The organism is Agrobacterium sp. RC10-4-1, from assembly GCF_014138475.1.
Classification (GTDB): Bacteria; Pseudomonadota; Alphaproteobacteria; order Rhizobiales; family Rhizobiaceae; genus Agrobacterium; species Agrobacterium pusense.
The window spans coordinates 23,521-40,837 of the sequence record NZ_JACJIT010000002.1 but is presented as its reverse complement, the minus strand read 5'-3'; the positions used below and the strand labels follow the sequence as shown (position 1 = coordinate 40,837).

12 protein-coding genes are annotated in these 17,317 nt (G+C 58.7%); 5 read left to right on the top strand and 7 right to left on the bottom strand.

Annotated features, from left to right (window positions below):
* Nucleotides 1-64 precede the first annotated feature (64 nt).
* The 6 genes from FHW77_RS04530 to FHW77_RS04505 form a co-directional block, all read right to left on the bottom strand.
* A complete protein-coding gene (locus FHW77_RS04530) occupies nucleotides 65-1,576 on the bottom strand; it encodes a serine hydrolase domain-containing protein (protein ID WP_004443514.1) in 1,512 nt (503 codons plus the stop codon).
* Nucleotides 1,577-1,791: 215 nt separating this feature from the next.
* Nucleotides 1,792-2,532 (bottom strand): ABC transporter ATP-binding protein, encoded by a 741-nt coding sequence (locus FHW77_RS04525; RefSeq protein ID WP_004443516.1) that lies wholly within the window; start codon nucleotides 2,530-2,532, stop codon nucleotides 1,792-1,794.
* Complete coding sequence (locus tag FHW77_RS04520) at nucleotides 2,529-3,359, bottom strand: ABC transporter ATP-binding protein (RefSeq protein ID WP_004443518.1); 831 nt, start codon at nucleotides 3,357-3,359, stop codon at nucleotides 2,529-2,531. Before FHW77_RS04520 ends, FHW77_RS04525 begins: the two co-directional genes overlap by 4 nt.
* Before the next feature lie 3 nt (nucleotides 3,360-3,362).
* Entirely contained in the window at nucleotides 3,363-4,265 is a 903-nt protein-coding gene (nikC, locus tag FHW77_RS04515) for a nickel transporter permease (protein WP_004443520.1), read from the bottom strand.
* Complete coding sequence (locus tag FHW77_RS04510) at nucleotides 4,262-5,275, bottom strand: ABC transporter permease (RefSeq protein ID WP_034498671.1); 1,014 nt, start codon at nucleotides 5,273-5,275, stop codon at nucleotides 4,262-4,264. Before FHW77_RS04510 ends, nikC begins: the two co-directional genes overlap by 4 nt.
* Nucleotides 5,276-5,277: 2 nt before the next feature.
* Entirely contained in the window at nucleotides 5,278-6,873 is a 1,596-nt protein-coding gene (locus tag FHW77_RS04505) for an ABC transporter substrate-binding protein (RefSeq protein WP_004443523.1), read from the bottom strand.
* Between the two features lie 231 nt (nucleotides 6,874-7,104).
* Here FHW77_RS04505 and FHW77_RS04500 point away from each other — a divergent pair, with 231 nt between their 5' ends.
* Complete coding sequence (locus FHW77_RS04500) at nucleotides 7,105-8,145, top strand: dipeptidase (protein ID WP_004443525.1); 1,041 nt, start codon at nucleotides 7,105-7,107, stop codon at nucleotides 8,143-8,145.
* A 58-nt stretch (nucleotides 8,146-8,203) separates the two neighbouring features.
* Here FHW77_RS04500 and FHW77_RS04495 read toward each other — a convergent pair whose 3' ends face one another.
* Nucleotides 8,204-8,497, bottom strand: a complete 294-nt coding sequence (locus FHW77_RS04495; RefSeq protein WP_004443527.1) for a hypothetical protein — start codon at nucleotides 8,495-8,497, stop codon at nucleotides 8,204-8,206.
* 276 nt (nucleotides 8,498-8,773) lie between these two features.
* Here FHW77_RS04495 and mprF point away from each other — a divergent pair, with 276 nt between their 5' ends.
* From mprF to FHW77_RS04475, 4 genes are all read left to right on the top strand, one after another.
* Nucleotides 8,774-11,374, top strand: a complete 2,601-nt coding sequence (gene mprF / locus FHW77_RS04490) for a bifunctional lysylphosphatidylglycerol flippase/synthetase MprF (RefSeq protein WP_004443529.1) — start codon at nucleotides 8,774-8,776, stop codon at nucleotides 11,372-11,374.
* Between the two features lie 11 nt (nucleotides 11,375-11,385).
* The gene (locus FHW77_RS04485) at nucleotides 11,386-12,756 is read left to right on the top strand and encodes a virulence factor (protein ID WP_034498668.1); all 1,371 of its coding nucleotides are present in this window, start codon (nucleotides 11,386-11,388) and stop codon (nucleotides 12,754-12,756) included.
* Nucleotides 12,757-12,980: 224 nt separating this feature from the next.
* Nucleotides 12,981-14,312, top strand: a complete 1,332-nt coding sequence (telA, locus tag FHW77_RS04480; RefSeq protein WP_182590356.1) for a telomere resolvase TelA — start codon at nucleotides 12,981-12,983, stop codon at nucleotides 14,310-14,312.
* A 332-nt stretch (nucleotides 14,313-14,644) separates the two neighbouring features.
* A complete protein-coding gene (locus tag FHW77_RS04475) occupies nucleotides 14,645-17,038 on the top strand; it encodes a DUF1217 domain-containing protein (RefSeq protein WP_004443534.1) in 2,394 nt (797 codons plus the stop codon).
* Nucleotides 17,039-17,317 lie beyond the last annotated feature (279 nt).

The window sequence follows — 17,317 nt, the reverse complement described above, 5'->3', positions numbered from 1 at the left end:
CTCGGCTTACACATCCTCTGGACAGGTCCGAGCATGTGGCGCGCGACGGGGTGGGTCTCAGTCGTTAGCGGCTCCGTGAATATTCAATCATCCGCGCCCGGCTGCAAACCAGCTCGATCCGGTCGTCCCCCAGACGATTGAGGCAGACACGCTTCGTCCATGGCCCATCAATCAGCGTGAAGAGGAAACGACCATTGCCGAGCGCCTTCAAGGGCATGCTGCGGCGGACGGGGCCGATGCCCATCGTCAGTGAGGAGCCGTTGATCGAAAATTCAGCGCCCTCATCCGAACGCCACGACCCCGACAGATCATCCGGCACCGTATGCTCCCCGACCGGTAGGAAACGGCGCGTCGCGTGGCCGGCCTCGCCGACGATTGCATCGCCCTCAAGCCTCAGACGCATGGGCGACGATGCGGAGCGGGAAGAAACCCAGCCATCGACATCTTCATAGAGCGTGTCATCGCCATCGATGAAGGTGGATGTGCTGCCCTTGATCTCCAGCCACCACGGACCGCTTTCGGTGACATAGAGGCCTTCCGGCAGGTTGGCGGCCGGCTTGGGCAAAGGCAGGCCGGTCAAAGCCGCCATGCTTTCAAGCGCGATCTTGAAACCGTTGGTATCTTCGCGATTGGACACCACGACGAATCCCGTGCCGTTTTCGGGATCGAGCAGGAAGTAAGTTTTGTAGCCGGGATGAGAACCGCCGTGGCCGACAAACCGGCGGCCGCCCAAATGCGACCAGCGCAGACCGAGGCCATATTCGCTCATCCGCCCGTCGGCGAGCGGCCGCTCAGCCGAAAGCCTGTCGAGAACACCCGCAAAGCTGCCCTCGCCCCGCATCAGCCCCTGCAGCCAGCGAGCCAGCGCGTCGGCACTGCCTGCAAGGCTGCCGGATGCGGAGATATGCAGTCCGGCAGCAGAAAGCTGCCAGTTCTCTTCAGACTTCCAGTAACCCGGCACCAGGCCGTTGACCGGATCGTTCCAGACGTCAGGCGCTTTCAGAAACACGTCGAACGGCGCGGCAATCTGCGTCTGCACGAAATCGTCGAAACGGAAACCCCGGCGCTCCAGCGCCGCTTCCACCAGACGGTAACCGGTATTGGAATAGGACACCTCGCTGCCGGCATCGAAATTCAGCCGGGTCAGCCGGGACAGGTATTCGAGAAGCGGTCCGGCCTTCGTTTCGGTATAGACGGAAAGCCCAAGCAAGGAGAGACACTCGCGCGTATCCGGCAGGCCGCCGCTCATGTCCAGCGCCTGCCCGACCGTGACATCGCGCAGCGGCGATTGCAGCTCCGGCAGATGTTTGCCGAGCGGATCGTCGAGCCCGATCAGATCTGCATTGGCCAGCACCATGGCGCAGAAAACGTGTTTCGTGACGGAGGCATACCGCACCACGCTCTGCGGCGTGAAGGGCGCAGAGGTCGAGAGGCTCTCGACACCGCCGGCATGGGTAAAACGGATACCATCGAGATCAAAACCGATGACCGCCCCGCCCGGCTCGTTGCCTGTCCACTGCGAGACGAAGGTCTCTGAAAGGGCTGACGCGGCGTTCCAGTCGAGTTGCTGTGGCATGGTTTGGTCTCTTATCTCGTCGTCTTTACAGAAAAGCCTCGGCACCGCCGCTTGTTTCTTCTCCCCGCCGGGGAGAAGGTGGCCCGAAGGGCTGGATGAGGGGGGGCGACGCCAGCGATATTCGGAGAGCTGGCCCCCTCATCCCGCTGCCGCGGACTTCTCCCCGGCGGGGAGAAGAAGCGAGCGGCACCCGCTCGATCCATGGTCGCGTGGACTCAGGCCGGCTCTTCCAGCCGGATGCTCAGGCTACGCAGCTCTTCCGTATGCGGATGTTTCGTACGTCCCTCGCGCAGATCACCCGCGCTCAGCTGCTCCACCATCTCCCCATTCAACATCACGCCCACCTGCGGGCAAAGATGCGCAATGACTGCCAGATTGTGGCTGACGAGAATATAGGTAAGGTTGCGCGCTGCGCGCAGGTCCTGCAACAGGTTCAGGATTTCCGCCTGCACCGACACATCGAGCGCTGAAGTCGGCTCATCAAGCAGCAGCACCTGCGGATCGGCGATCAAGGCGCGGGCAATCGCCACGCGCTGGCGCTGGCCGCCGGAAAGCTGGTGCGGGAACCGGAAACGCACCGCCTGCGGCAGGGCGACGTCCGACAAAGCCTGCTGGATGCGCTTTTCGATATTGTCCATGCCGTGCACCAGCGGCAGTTCGCTGAGGATACGGTCGATGGTCTGGCGCGGATGCAGCGACCCGTAGGGGTCCTGAAACACCATCTGCACCTGCCGGAAGAATTCCGGTGTGCGACGCAGGGGGGCATCCTTGCCGGCAAAGGCGATACGCCCTTCCCAGCTTTCATTGAGGCCGGCCATGGCGCGCAGGATGGTGGACTTGCCCGAGCCGCTTTCACCGACGATGCCGAAGCTGCCGCCCTTTTCCACCGAAAAGGAGACGCCCTTCACCACTTCGCGGTCGCCGAACTTGATACGGAGATTATCGACGTCGATCATTGGCTGGACCACGCTGCATCACGGTTGAGAACGGGAAGACGCTCGCGCGGATGCGTCAGCGAGGGAATGCAGTTCAAAAGTCCCTGCGTATAAGGATGCTGGGCTTTCAGAAGCTCGGAAGCCTTCAGCTCCTCCATCACCCGGCCGGAATACATCACCGCAACACGATCGCAGAAATGAGAAACGAGCGGCAGGTCATGGCTGATGAGGATAAGACCCATGCCCCGCTCCGACACCAGCTCCTCAATCAGCCGCAGGATTTCCGCCTGCACCGTGGCGTCGAGCGCGCTGGTCGGTTCGTCGGCAATCAGCAGCTCCGGATCGGGGGCAAGCATCATGGCGATCATCACGCGCTGGCCCATACCGCCTGAAACCTCATGCGCATAGGACGAGGCGACCTGACGCGGATTGCGGATTTTCACCTGATCGAGCAGCGCGATTGCCGCTTCCATGGCGGCTCGCTTGCTGCCGCCCTTGTGGGTGCGCCATGCTTCGGCTACCTGCGCACCAATAGTCTTCACCGGGTTCAGCGAATATTTCGGGTCCTGCAGGATGAAGCCGGCCCGCTTGCCGCGGATCTGGCGCATCTGCCTTTCGCTGGCGGACAGCACGTCGATGCCATCGAAGGCGAGCTTGTCGGCGCGGATATCGGCATTGGAGGGCAGGAGCTTCATCAGCGCCCGCGCCGTCAGGCTCTTGCCGGAACCGGATTCGCCGACGATGCCGAGTTTTTCGGTTCCGAGTTTCATGGAGACACCACGCACCGCCTCGAAACGGCTGGTGCGGGTCTGGAAGGCGATCTTCAGATTTTCGATTTCGACCAGCATGGCTCAATGTCCCTTCGGGTCGAGAACGTCGCGCAGGCCATCGCCGAGGAAGTTGAAGGCGAGCGAAACGAGGAAGATGGCGATACCGGGAATGGTGGCGACCCACCATTGTTCGAAGATGAAGCGCTTGGCTGTCGCAATCATCGCGCCCCATTCCGGCGAAGGCGGCTGCGCGCCCATGCCGAGGAAGCCGAGGCTGGCGGCGGTGATGATGATGGAGCTCATGTCGAGCGTGATGCGAACGATAAGGCTCGGCACGCAGAGCGGCGCGATATGCCGGGCGATGATGCGCCAGGCGGAAGCACCCGTCAGGCGATAGGCCGCGACGAAGTCGCTGCCGCGAACCGTCATGGTTTCAGCGCGCGCCAGACGCGCATAAGGCGGCCAGGCGGTGAGCGCGATGGCGAGAATGGCGCTTTCGACGCCCGGTTTCAGCGCCGCGACAAAGGCCAGCGCAAGGATGAGCCGCGGAAACGCTAGAAACACGTCCGTCACGCGCATCAGCACCGTATCGACGATGCCGCCGAAATAACCGGCGATGCAGCCGATGGCGAGACCGATGGGGGCGACGAGAACGACGACGGCAATGACCATGCCAAGCGTGACGCGACCACCGTAGAGAATACGCGAGAGAATGTCGCGACCAAGCTCATCCGTGCCGAACCAGTGCTCGGCGCTCGGGAACGCCAGGCGGTTGCCGAGGTTCTGCGTCGCCGGATCGTAGGGAGCGAGCAGCGGCGCCAGCAGCGACAGCGCGATGAAGAGGACGATGATCGTTAGACCGACCACCGCCAGCGGATTGGACTTGAGGTTGAGCCAGATGCGATACCGGTTGCCCCAGGCAGCCTGTGTTCGCGAATGCGGCGTTTCATCCAGCGCCCAGTTTCTGAAATTAGCTAACATCATCGAACGCGAGGATCCATAACTCTGTAAAGCACGTCTGCGAGCAGGTTGAGGGCGACATAGATGAAGCCGATCAACAGGGTGGCTCCGACGACGGGGTTCATGTCCGCGTTCATGAGCGAGACGGTGAGATATTGACCAAGGCCCGGCCAGCTGAAGACGGTTTCCGTCACCACGGCGCCTTCGAGAAGGCCGGCATAGGTGAGCGCGAGAACCGTGACGAGCTGCACGGCGACCGTCGGGAAGGCGTGTCCCCAGATCACGGTCATGGCAGAAAGCCCCTTGGCGCGGGCGGTGATGACATATTCGCCCTTCAGCGCGTCGATCATGAAGGCGCGCGTCATGCGGGTGATATAGGCCATGCTGAAATAGGCGAGAATGCAGACGGGCTGCACCATATGGGCGATGGCGTCGTAAAAGGCGTCCCAGTCGCCCGCAAGCAGCGTGTCGACGGTCATCAGGCCGGTAACCTGCGTGATCATGCCGTCATAGATGATGTCCTGACGCCCCGGCCCCGGTGCGACGCCAAGCGTGGCGTAAAAGACGAGCAGCGAAATCAGCGCCAGCATGAAAACAGGCACCGAGTGGCCGGCAAGGCAGACGACGCGGATGACCTGATCCGTCAGCTTGCCCTGCTTGACGGCGGCCCAGACACCAAGCGGAATGCCGATCAGCGCGGCAAGAATGAGCGCTGCGGTGGCAAGTTCGAAGGTGGCGGGGAAAACGCGCTTGATATCGATCCAGACCGGATTGCGGGTCAGGATCGAATTGCCGAAATCGCCATGCAGAACCTGCGTGACATAATGGAAAAACTGCACGACCAGCGGCTGGTCGAGACCCATTTCGGCCCGGACCCGCACGATGACGTCTTCGGGCGCATTGTCGCCGACCGCCGCGATGACGGGATCGACGGGCATGACGCGCCCGATCATGAAGGTGATGATCATCAAACCGAACAGCGTCAGGAGGACGCTGCTCAGTATCGACGATATGCTTTTAACGCGCTTGTTCAATGTCACGCTTTCTTCGCATCGTGGTAGGAATTGCCCTCAGAGAGAACGCCGAGTTCGAAACCGGAAACGCCCTTGCGGAAGGCTGCCGTCTTGGTGGTCTGGAACATGAACACGAAGGGGCTGTTTTCCATGTGTTCGCGCTGCAGGGCTTCATAAAGCTCCACGCGCTTTGCAGGATCCTTCTCGTCACGCGCGGCTTCCGCCTTGGCGGCAAAGTCGTCGTTCTTGAAGCGCGAACGCCACAGGAAGGGCTTCGACTTGGCGTCGTCGCCATTGTCCTTGTTGATGTTGAAGACATCGGCGTTGGAATGCGGATCGAAATAATCCGTGCCCCAGGCCGACAGCGCCATCTGGTGTTCGCGGGCGCGCATCTTGGTCAGAACCTGGCGGTTCTCGGCCGATTGCAGGCGTACCTTGATGCCGATATCGGCAAGGTTTGCCTGGATGGCCTGCGCCAGATCCGGATAAGGCTGGGCGGAATAATGGTCCATGCTGATTTCGAAACCATCGGCAAGGCCGGCTTCGGCCATCAGTGCCTTGGCCTTTTCGACATCGCGCTGGAACGGAATGTCGTTGACGGCGCCGGGGAAGCCCTTCGGCTCGAAGCTCTGGTGGATTTCGTGCGTCAGCGGCACGATGTTTTCCTGCATGCCCTTGTAGTCCAGCGCCCACTTGATCGCTTGCCAGACCTGCGGCTTCGCAAGGTTCTCATTGCCCTGGTTGAGCGAGATCAGCACCAGCGAAGCGATGGACTTGCGCTCCAGCTCGATATTGGCGTCGTCCTTGACGGTACGCAGCTGCTCCGAGGTCAGGTCACGGGCAATGTCGATATCGCCCTTCTGCAGCATCAGCAGCTGGGAAGACGGATCGGTGACGTGGCGCAGGATGATACGCTTGATGTTGCCCTTGTAGGGACCGTTCGGGTTGACGTTGAGCGCGACGCTTTCGCTTGGTTTCCAGGCCTGCAGCACGAAATCGCCGGAACCGGCGCTGTTCTTCTGCAGCCAGCCATTGCCGAGGTCTTCACCGGAAGCATTGGCAAGAACCACCTTCTTTTCGACGATCGCGCCAATATTGGCCGAGAGGCAATAAAGCAGGAAGGAGATGGCGGTCGGCCTCGCCGTCGTCAGCTTCACCGTCTTCTCGTCGGCGGCAACAATGGTCGTCTCGACATTGTCAGGCGCAAAGCCGAACTGGCTTATGATGAAGGCCGGGCTCTTGTTCATCTTGATGGCGCGCTGCAGCGAGAAGGCAACGTCTTCCGCCGTGACCTTGGCGCCGCTCGAGAAGGTCGCGTCGTCGCCGATGGTGAAGGTGAAGACCTTGCTGTCCGCATCGGCTTCCCACGACTTGGCGATGACGGGATCGACCTTGGTGGAATCCTCGCGGTTGGCGCGCACCAGCTTCTGATACATGTTGGAGATGATTTCACCGCCGACAGCCTCGAAACCTTCATGTGGGTCAAGGCTCGTCATGTTGTCCAGCTGCTGCGCAACGACCAGAATATCCTTCGGCGTGGCGGCGAAGGCCGGGATGCGCGCATAGGACAGGAACGGAACGGCGGCGCCGGCAATCAACAGGTTGCGTCTTGAAATCATCGAAAATCCCCTTTCGGACCTTATTTTTCGGAAAATGGTGGGTTTGCCCCAATCCAGTCGTTTTTTTTATGTTTTCCCGCGATTACCACGAGCAAACGAGGCCCGACCAATTCCAAATTTGGCAGAGCCTATGCACGGATTGCATTTGCTCCCGCCTTGACCTTTCCTCTACCAATTCCGAAAACTTGTCCGCAGGCGCGTCCGCGCAATCCCATTTCCGAAGGTGAGACCATGACTGATCAAAAAACCGTACCCGTCTTCGACGGCCACAATGATGTGCTTTTGCGGTTATGGCGATCGGGCAACGCTTCTCCCGAAACACTTCTGATCGAAGGCGATACCGTCGGCCATATCGATCTGCCTCGTGCAAAAAAAGGCGGCCTCGCCGGTGGCCTCTGCGCCGTCTATGTACCTTCGCCCAGCATGGATAAGGACGCCAACGGCGACTACCCGACGCCCACCGAGGCGGATGCGCTGAAGGCGACGCTTGCCATGGCGGGCCTTTTGTTCCGGGCCGAGAAGCAGTCAAAGGGCGCGCTGAAGGTCTGCCGCACGGCCGCCGATATCCGCAAGGCCATGGCCGAGGGCGCCTTCGCCTCCGTCTTCCATATCGAAGGCGCAGAAGCGATCGGTGCTGATCTCGATGCCCTCCACGTTCTTCACGAGGCGGGCCTGCGCACACTCGGACCGGTCTGGAGCCGCCCGAACATCTTCGCCTACGGCGTTCCCTTCCGTTTCCCCTCAACACCGGATATCGGCCCGGGCCTGACGGATGCCGGCAAGCGGCTGATAAAGACCTGCAACGAACTGAAGATCTTGGTCGACCTGTCGCATATGAACGAACAGGGTTTCTGGGACATCGCCAGGATATCGGATGCACCGCTGGTGGCATCACACTCCAACGCTTACGCAATCTGTAACCACAGCCGCAACTTGACGGATCGTCAGCTGGACGCCATCCGCGATACGGGTGGCCTCGCTGGCATCAACTTTGGTGTCTTGTTCCTGCGTCAGGACGGCGTGAAGAACCCGGATACCGATCTCAACGAACTCGTTCGCCATGTGGACTACATCGTGAACCGCATCGGCATCGATCACGTGGCGCTCGGTTCGGATTTCGACGGCACCACCATACCCGCCGCCATGAAGGATGCGGCCGATCTGCAATTGCTGGTCGAAGCGATGCGCAAGAGCGGTTATGACGACGTGGCGCTTGCCAAAATCTGCCACGGCAACTGGATTCGGGTGCTGGAAAAGACCTGGGGCGCGTGAGCCAAAAATAAAGTTTCATCCCCGGCGCAAAGCGCCGGAGACAGAAAGCGGCGGGCCTTCAGGCCTTTGCCGCTTTTTTCCTGCCGGTCGCACGGAAGGTCAGAAGCCCGGCCACCAGCCCGATCATGGCCCATTTCATCGGCAGCACGTCCGCCGTCTCGCTGCGGATCGGCAGCACGGTTACGGTTCCCGGCTGCGATTCATAACCCATCTGGCCCTTTGCCTTAGCCTCGGCAATCTGCTGCGGCGAAACGACCCATTCGGCACCGCGCATCTTGTCCACCGCCATGTATCCGGCGCCCGCCACGAGCGCGACGACGAGTGAAACGACTATTCTTGTGGGCGTGTTCATTGGTATCTCCTTCAATCCAAAGGAGCGTGTAGTTGCATCAAATGCCGCCACCAAGCAACCGGCGCGATCAATTTCGTCGCGTTTTCATCAAACTCGGAAATCGCACATTTCGTGGTTGCATTCATCGGAATATAATTGGCAAAATCATCCGGAAACCTGTCCAAACTTCACATCGACACGTCACGCATTTCTGCTAAGCAAATTTCCGCAACTGAAACGAATTAGCGACACAATCCTGTGGTTCGCCAACCGACGGGACGGCGCTGGAAAAGATAAATGGCAGACAAGAGCGAAATTACAGAGACCGATATTGCCGACTCCGCGGTTGAAAGCTTTTTTGCCAGGAACCGTGCCTACCTGACGGCCGCGGCCATAACGCTCATCTTCGTGATGATGACGTTTGCAATTTATCGTCTCACCTCGGAAGTAAGATACGACGATGTGATTGCGGCCCTTCTCGACACGTCTTTTTCCTCGGTTCTTCTTGCTATCGTCTTTACCGCGCTGAGCTTCCTGTCACTGATTTTTTATGATGCCAATGCCATCGAATATGTCGGCAAGAAAGTGCGGTTTCCGTCAATGGCGGTCACGGCCTTCGCGGCCTATGCCATCGGCAACACCGCTGGCTTCGGGCCGCTGAGCGGCGGCGCCATCCGCTTCCGCGCCTATTCCCGGCTGGGGCTTTCCCCGGGAGACATCGCACGGGTCATCGCCTTCGTCACGCTGTCGTTCGGCCTTGGGCTTTTGTCGGTGAGCGCGCTTTCAACCTTCATCGTCGCGCCCCGCATCGCCGCAATCATCGGTTTCGACCCGCTCGTGCTGAGAGGCGCGGCGCTCGCCGTCATCGCCATTCTCGTGGCCACGGCCTATATCGGGCGCAATGGCAGGGCGATACGCCTCGGCAAATGGCGGCTGCGCCTTCCAGACAGCCGTACGTCTTCGCGGCAGTTCCTGGTGTCTGCATTCGACATCGCCGCTTCGGCTTCCGTTCTTTACGTGCTCTTGCCGGAAACGCATCTCGGCTGGCCGACCTTCTTCGCGATCTATGCCACGGCCGTGGGGCTTGGCGTTCTCAGCCACGTGCCCGCCGGCCTCGGGGTCTTCGAAACCGTGATGGTTGCCGGTCTCGGCAATGCGATCAGCGTTGATCAGCTGCTCGGAAGCCTCGTTCTCTATCGCGTCATTTACCACGTGCTGCCGCTGGTGGTCGCCATTCTGGTGATGATCGTTTCGGAAATGAAGCAGTTTGCGGCAAAGCCCGTTGTATCCGATATCAGCCAGCTTGCCGTGCGGCTGGCGCCACCGCTGCTCTCCACATTCGCGATCATTCTCGGCACCATGCTGATTTTCTCGAGCGTGACACCGACGCCGGGCAGCAACCTGGATTTCCTCTCGAACTTCGTCCCGTTGCCTATCATCGAGGCCGCTCACTTTCTGACCAGCATTCTCGGCCTTGGCCTCGTCGTCGCCTCCCGCGGCTTGGGGCAGAGACTGGATGGCGCATGGTGGATCGCCCTCGTTGCGGCATCTCTGGCGCTCATTCTCTCGCTTCTCAAGGCGATCGCGGTTTTCGAAGCGATCTTTCTCGGCTTGTTCATCGTCGCGCTCGCCGCCAACATGCGCAGCTTCAACCGTCACGCTTCTCTGGTCAAACAGGCGCTCGGGCCAAGCTGGCTCGCGGCCATGGCCGTCATCGTCGCCGGCGCGGCCACCATCCTTCTCTTCGTCTATCGCGATACCGATTACAGCCATACGCTCTGGTGGCAGTTCGAATTCTCCGAGGAAGCGCCACGCGGACTGCGCGCCCTTTTAGGCCTCGTGCTTGCCTCCTCCACCATCGCCATCTTCAGCCTCATGAGGCCGGTAGCCTTCCGCCCGGATGCCATCAAGGCCGAAGATATCGCAAGTGCTACAGACATTGTCATGAAGCAGGATGCGGCCGATGCCAATCTGGTGCGCATGGGCGACAAGCACGTGATGTTTTCCGAAAGCGGCAATGCCTTCATCATGTACGGCATTCAGGGCCGCTCATGGATCGCGTTTGCCGATCCGGTCGGCGATGAAGATGATTTCCCTGACCTCGTGTGGCAATTCGTCGAAGGAGCCCGTGCCGCTGGCGCACGTGCCGCCTTCTATCAGATTTCGCCCTTCCTGCTGTCCCATTGCGCCGATGCGGGTCTGCGCGCCTTCAAGCTGGGCGAACTGGCCCTGGTCGATCTCACCGCATTCGAACTCAAAGGTGGCAAGCTTGCCAATCTTCGCCAGTCGCTGAGCCGCGGCGCGCGCGACGGGCTGACCTTCGAGGTCATCGAAAAGACCCAGGTGCAGGATGTTCTGGAAGAGCTGAAACAGGTTTCCGACGGCTGGCTCGCCCACCATAACACCCGCGAAAAACGCTTTTCGCTCGGTGCTTTCGAGCCGGACTACATTCTGTCGCAACCCGTTGCCGTGCTGCGCAAGGATGGAAAGATCACCGCCTTCGCCAATCTGATGGTGACGGATACGAAAAAGGAAGCCACCGTCGATCTCATGCGCTTTTCCCCGGATGCGCCGCGCGGCTCGATGGACTTTCTCTTCGTCAGCATCATGCAATATCTGCGCGAGGCCGGTTACGAGAGCTTCAATCTCGGCATGGCGCCCATGTCCGGCATGTCTAAACGCGACGCGGCGCCCGTCTGGGACCGGATCGGCAGCACACTGTTCGAACACGGTGAACGATTCTACAACTTCAAGGGGCTTCGCGCCTTCAAGGCCAAGTTCCACCCGAAATGGGAACCGCGTTACCTCGCCGTACAGAACGGTGCAGATGCCGCTCTGGCGCTGATGGATGCGACGGTTCTGATCAGCGGCGGTGTCAGAGGAGTGATCGGAAAATGAGAAGATTCAGCATGCTCAAAGCAGTTCTGGCCGCCTCCGCCCTGTTTGCATCCCCCTTGTTCGTTTCTGGCGCCGTTTTTGCTGAGGACAAGCCCGCATACGAAACCGGCATGATCCCCACCGGGCACATCATGGTGCCTGATGGCGACATCCTCGCCAGCGTCTTCCTGATTTCCGATGCGGACGGATGGTCGGCGGCCGATGAGACCCGCGCCAAGGCGCTGGTGGAAAAGGGCGCCGCCGTGGTCGGCATCGACTTCAAGGAATATCTGAAGGCGCTCGAGGCCGACGATGACGAGTGCATCTATATGATCTCGGACATCGAGTCACTCTCGCAGCAGATCCAGCGCACCGCCGGCACCAGCAGCTATCGCCAGCCCATCCTTTCCGGCATCGGCAAGGGCGGAACGCTGGCGCTGGCGATGATTGCGCAGAGCCCTGTCTCCACCGTGCGGGAGGCCATCGCCGTGGACCCCAAGGCCGGCCTGCCTCTCGAGAAGATCCTCTGTACCCCCGCCACCAAAGATAAAGTGGATGGCGAAACCGTTTATGGTCTGACCGACGGTCCCCTTCCTGCCCCCGTCAGCGTGCTGTTCACCTCTGCTGCGGATCAGAAGGGCCGCGACCACGTCAACGCGCTCGTGAAGCTGCATCCCGATATCGACGTGACGGATGTGGATGACAAGGCGGACGAGGTTCTGACCCAGACCCTCTCCGACCAGGTCGACGCCGCAGGCGACACCGACAGTCCGCTCGGCCTGCCGATCAAGGTTCTGGAAACCAGCCCTGTCATGGACACCATGGCGGTGATCTATTCCGGCGACGGCGGCTGGCGCGATCTTGACGAAGAAGTGGGCGGCGCCTTCCAGAAGGAAGGCATACCCGTCATCGGCGTCGATTCACTCCGCTATTTCTGGAAGGAAAAGAAACCACAGGAGGTCGCAAGCGATCTCGGCCGCATCATCGATACCTATCGCAAGGAATGGAAAGTCCGCAATGTGGTGTTGATCGGCTATTCCTTCGGTGCCGATATTATCCCCGCCACCTATAATCTGCTGCCCGACCGCGACAAATCGCATGTCGTGCAGCTGACCCTGATGGGTCTTTCCACCGAAGTGGATTTCGAAATTTCCGTCGAAGGCTGGCTTGGCGTGGCCGGCGAAGGCAAGGGCGGCAAAACGGTCGATGACATCGCGAAGATCGATCCGAAGCTGGTGCAATGCATATATGGCACGGAAGAAGAAGACGAAGACCCCTGCCCCGGCCTGAAAGCCAAGGGCGTGGAGGCGGTCGGCATCGAGGGCGGCCACCACTTTGACGAGGATTATGAAGGGTTGGCCAAGCGTATCGTGACGTCGCTGAAGACCCGGCTGTCGAAATAACGGCGTCTCACTCACCACCTTGACCCGGGCTACGACAGGAGCCCTCGACAATCCTTGGCGGCGAATGGACCGCCGACGCTTTTCCGCATCGCGCTTGCGGAATCGCCTAAACTATTATTCAAAAGAACCGGACTGCAGTGGATGTTGATCTATTTCTGCAACCCTGCTGCTGTTGATCGCAAACCATCGATTTATATATCCGGACCGGTTCAGGGAGCCGCCGCATGCTTTCCTCAAAACGAAAAACAAAAACGCCGGTCCTGGTGGAACGCATCGACCACTTTGTCGCACAGGTCAAAGAGGCGATGAAAAACGACGACGCCTCGCGCAACAGAAAGATCCGCGATCTGTGGGACGCCGAGGTCCGCTACCATTTCGACAATGGGCGCACCGAAAAGACTCTCGAACTTTACATCATGAAGTACCGTAACGCCTTGAAGGCCGAATTCGGTCCCAAGAGCACGCCGCTTGCCATTTGCAACATGAAAAAACTGCGCGAGCGGCTGAAAACCTACATCGAACGTGCCAACTATCCGAAAACGGGCGTAGCAACCTCGATCGTCGAGAAAATCGAACGCGCGGAATTTAATACAGCCGGCCGCAAACCCACCGTTCTTCTGCGCATCGCGGATTTCATTTCTGCGATGAACGGCATGGGCACGAAAGAAGAGATGCAGACCCTGTGGAATGCTGAAATCAGCACCATGAAGGGCAGAGCCCAGACAACGATCATCTCCTACATCACCAAATATCGCAACGCCATCCGCGAGGCGTTTGGCGACGATCACCCGATGCTGAAAATCGCCACCGGCGACGCTGCGATGTATGACGATGCGCGACGGGTGAAGATGGAGAAGATCGCCAGAAAGCACGGCGCGCTGATCACCTTCGAGAATTACCGCCAGGTTCTGAAGATCTGTGCCGACAAACTCCTGTCAGCCGATCCCCTGATGATCGGCATCGGCCTGATCGGCATGACCGGACGCCGACCCTACGAAGTCTTTACCCAGGCGGAATTTTCGCCTGCTCCCTATGGCAAGGGCATTTCCAAATGGAGCGTCCTGTTCAACGGCCAGGCCAAGACAAAACAGGGCGAGGGAACGAAGTACGGTGTGACCTATGAGATCCCGGTGCTTGCCCGCTCGGAAACCATTCTTGCCGCCTACAAGCGCCTGCGCGAAAGCGGGCAGGGAAAATTGTGGCACGGCATGTCGATCGATGATTTTTCATCGGAGACGCGCCTGCTGCTCAGGGACACGGTTTTTAACCTGTTCGAAGATCTCTGGCCGAAGGAGGAGCTTCCCAAGCCCTATGGTCTTCGGCATCTCTATGCGGAGGTGGCCTATCATAATTTCGCACCTCCCCACGTGACCAAGAACAGCTATTTCGCCGCCATTCTCGGGCATAACAACAACGATCTCGAAACCTCCCTCTCCTATATGACCTACACGCTGCCGGAGGATCGAGACGATGCGCTTGCACGGGCAAAGCGCACGAACGAGCGGGCATTGCAGCAAATGGCCGCCATTGCGCCGGTTTCCCGCAGCAATCCATAACGCAGCCGCTCCTGCCTTGCGGCCAAGCACGCGATGGATAACCCAACGCGCAGGACTGTCCCCGCGGAGATTTCGACATGTCGTTGCGCCCCGATCCGGGCGCGCGCTCCTGTTCCCCTGCTTTGGATAAACCGCCGATTTTTCTACCACTTCCAGCGACGATGTATTGTACCGACACCGCTACGAACAAAAGAACTAAATGAATCAATATTTTATAAATTAAACACTAAAGAATTATATGAAGTATAAATTAAATAAATACAGCCACACGCAAGTTATATCCGAGACAATATTGACAGTTTTCACAATTGAATATTGTCCGGAGGCTTGGGGTGCTGCCCGCATATACAACTTACACCCTCTATAATCGCGACCTGGCATCGTCACTGAAACGCGTCGCAAACGATCCGATCGTATCGCGCGACGCCAAATATTACGCCGACAATATTGGCAAGATCAAAAATCTCTATGAGTTTCTGAAGGACCACAGGCTATATTCCTACGCCATTAAGGCCTATGGCCTCGGCGAGATGACCTACGCCGCCGCCTTCATGAAGAAGGTGCTGGAAAGCAATCTCAACGACCCGAACAGTTTCGCCAACAAGCTGAAGGACACCCGCTACCGCGACTTTGCGGCGGCGTTTGATTTCGGCACTATCAAATCGGAAAAAACGGTTCAAACGCAAACCCAGCAGGACCGACTGGTTGCCGCCTATCACGATGCACACAAACAACGAGACGACGAACTGAAGGAGGAAACGCGGTATTACAACATCGTCATCGACACGGTCGGCCATGTGGATGACATCTTCAAAAACACGCGGTTGCGGGACTATGTTTTCAAATCCTTCGGCATCGACGCCGAAGCCTTCAACTACAAACATCTGCGGGATGTTCTGACCAGCGATATCAGCAGCGCCGACAGTTACGTCAACAGAACCTACAAACCTCTGGTCGAGGAATGGCAGGCAAAGACCGCCGATCTGCGCATCGAACGCGCAAAAGTCCCCTCCGCCGATAAGGCGTCGCTGGCCAAAATCGATTATCTGCTCGGCCAGTACAACAAGCGCATCGCCAATGCACACAAGCTCTTCGAAATGGCGGCAGCGTTTAATTTCCGCGATGACGGTTTCGTGGATGACGGCACGAAAGCGCAGACGGCAACCCAGAAGCGGCTGATCAACGAAACCTATGTTTTATCGTATCCTCGCCTGACGCAGACCGGCGCAGTTCTCAATCGCGACTTCTTCGCGCAAAAGATGGACGAGATTATCGATGCCGGACAACTCATATCCAATTCCCGTCTTAGAACGATGTTGATCGTCGCCTTCAACCTCAGGGACGACACCGATACCGACAAGAAAATCCAGTGGGCGCTTCGCGAAAATCCCGACGATCCGCAAAGCGCGCTTCACACCGAGAAGGACAAAGGCTTCATCGATCTTGCGAGAGCGTTCAATTTCGACGGGGAAGGCAAGATCGCTGCCGGAAAGACGATCCAGACCGCCGCCCAGCTCAGTACGATGATGACACTTTATTTTAGCCGCTACGACGACGCACAGGAGGCGGCGGACCAAAAGACGATCAAGGACTACAAACGCTATATCGGCCTGACGAAAAACCTGGAGGACTTCCTCTCCGCTGCACCGGCAGCCGTTACCATTCGCAATTTCGCGCTGAAGGCATTCAACATCAGCCCCGAAGAGGTTTCCACGTTCAAGTTGAAGAAGGTCTTCACCAGTGACCTGTCGGACCCGAAAAGTTATGTCCGCAGCCTCAAAGACGAAAGATTCGTTCGACTGGCGAAAGCCTATAATTTTGATGCCGAAGGCAGGATTGGCTCGCCACGGCTGGCCCAGGCCGAAAACGAGATTACCCGTATCTCCCGGAACTACGTTCTCGAAATGACCCGATGGAACACGGCCTCGAAGAGCAGGGAGACAACAGGCAAGCAGGATGAGGAACTCGCCGCCTATCGCCAGAAAAACAGCAAAGACAAGATAAAGGAAAAGGCAAAGACGGAGGCCGCCTATTACCGCCAGCAGATGGAGACGTTGGAAACCGTTGATCAGTTGCTTGCCGATCGCCGTCTGGTGGATTTCATGCTTGTTGCCGAACGCATCGACCCCAAATCGGTCAGCACCGATTATCTGAAAAAGATATTCAAATCCGACCTCAAGGACCCGAAAAGCTTCGCCAACACCGAAAAGGATCCCCGCTTTCGCGCGCTTGCCGGTTCCTTCAACTTCGACACCAAGGGGAATATTCGCGCGACAGCCAGCCAGCATGTCCAGAACAACCGCGGCCTGATGGAAACGCGTGACAAATACGTTCGGCAGACGCTGGAGGAAAGGGCGGGAGAAGAAAACGCCGGTTTTCGTCTTGCTCTCTATTTCAAGCGGATGGCCGGCGGCATTTCCAATGCCTACGACATACTGGCTGACAATGCGCTTTCGGAATTCACCCGCACCGCCCTTGGAATTCCCGCGGAAACCGCGAATTCCAAGGTCGAGATGCAGGCAAAGATGATCGAAAAGAAACTGAAGATGAGGGACCTGCAGGACGCCGGCAAGATCGACAAGCTGATTGACCGCTTTTTGCTGAGGTATGAAATGAACAATTCACCTTCCGATCCCCGTCTCGACTTGTTCGGCAATGGCAAAACGTCCATCAGCGGCAATACGCTGGCAACCCTCGCCCAGCTTCGGAACGCCCGCAGCCGCTAACTCGTCTGCCTGAAAAGGCTGGCTGGCTCTCGGATGGAAGCTGATACTGGCTCCGGCGGCCAGTGTCAGGGCGGTCAAACCTGCCCGTAGCCCTGGTGCTGTAGAGCAGTATCATCACAGTCAACAACAGCCTGTCAGCGCACCAAAGCCGAAATTCCGTTCAGGTGCGCCCCGCTGAAGCACGGGCCCGTCGAGACGACCGTCCATCGCGCCGTCTGCTAGTGTAATGTACCTGCAATGACCTGTTCCTATCCCTGCTGAAATTTACCGCAGCTGAAA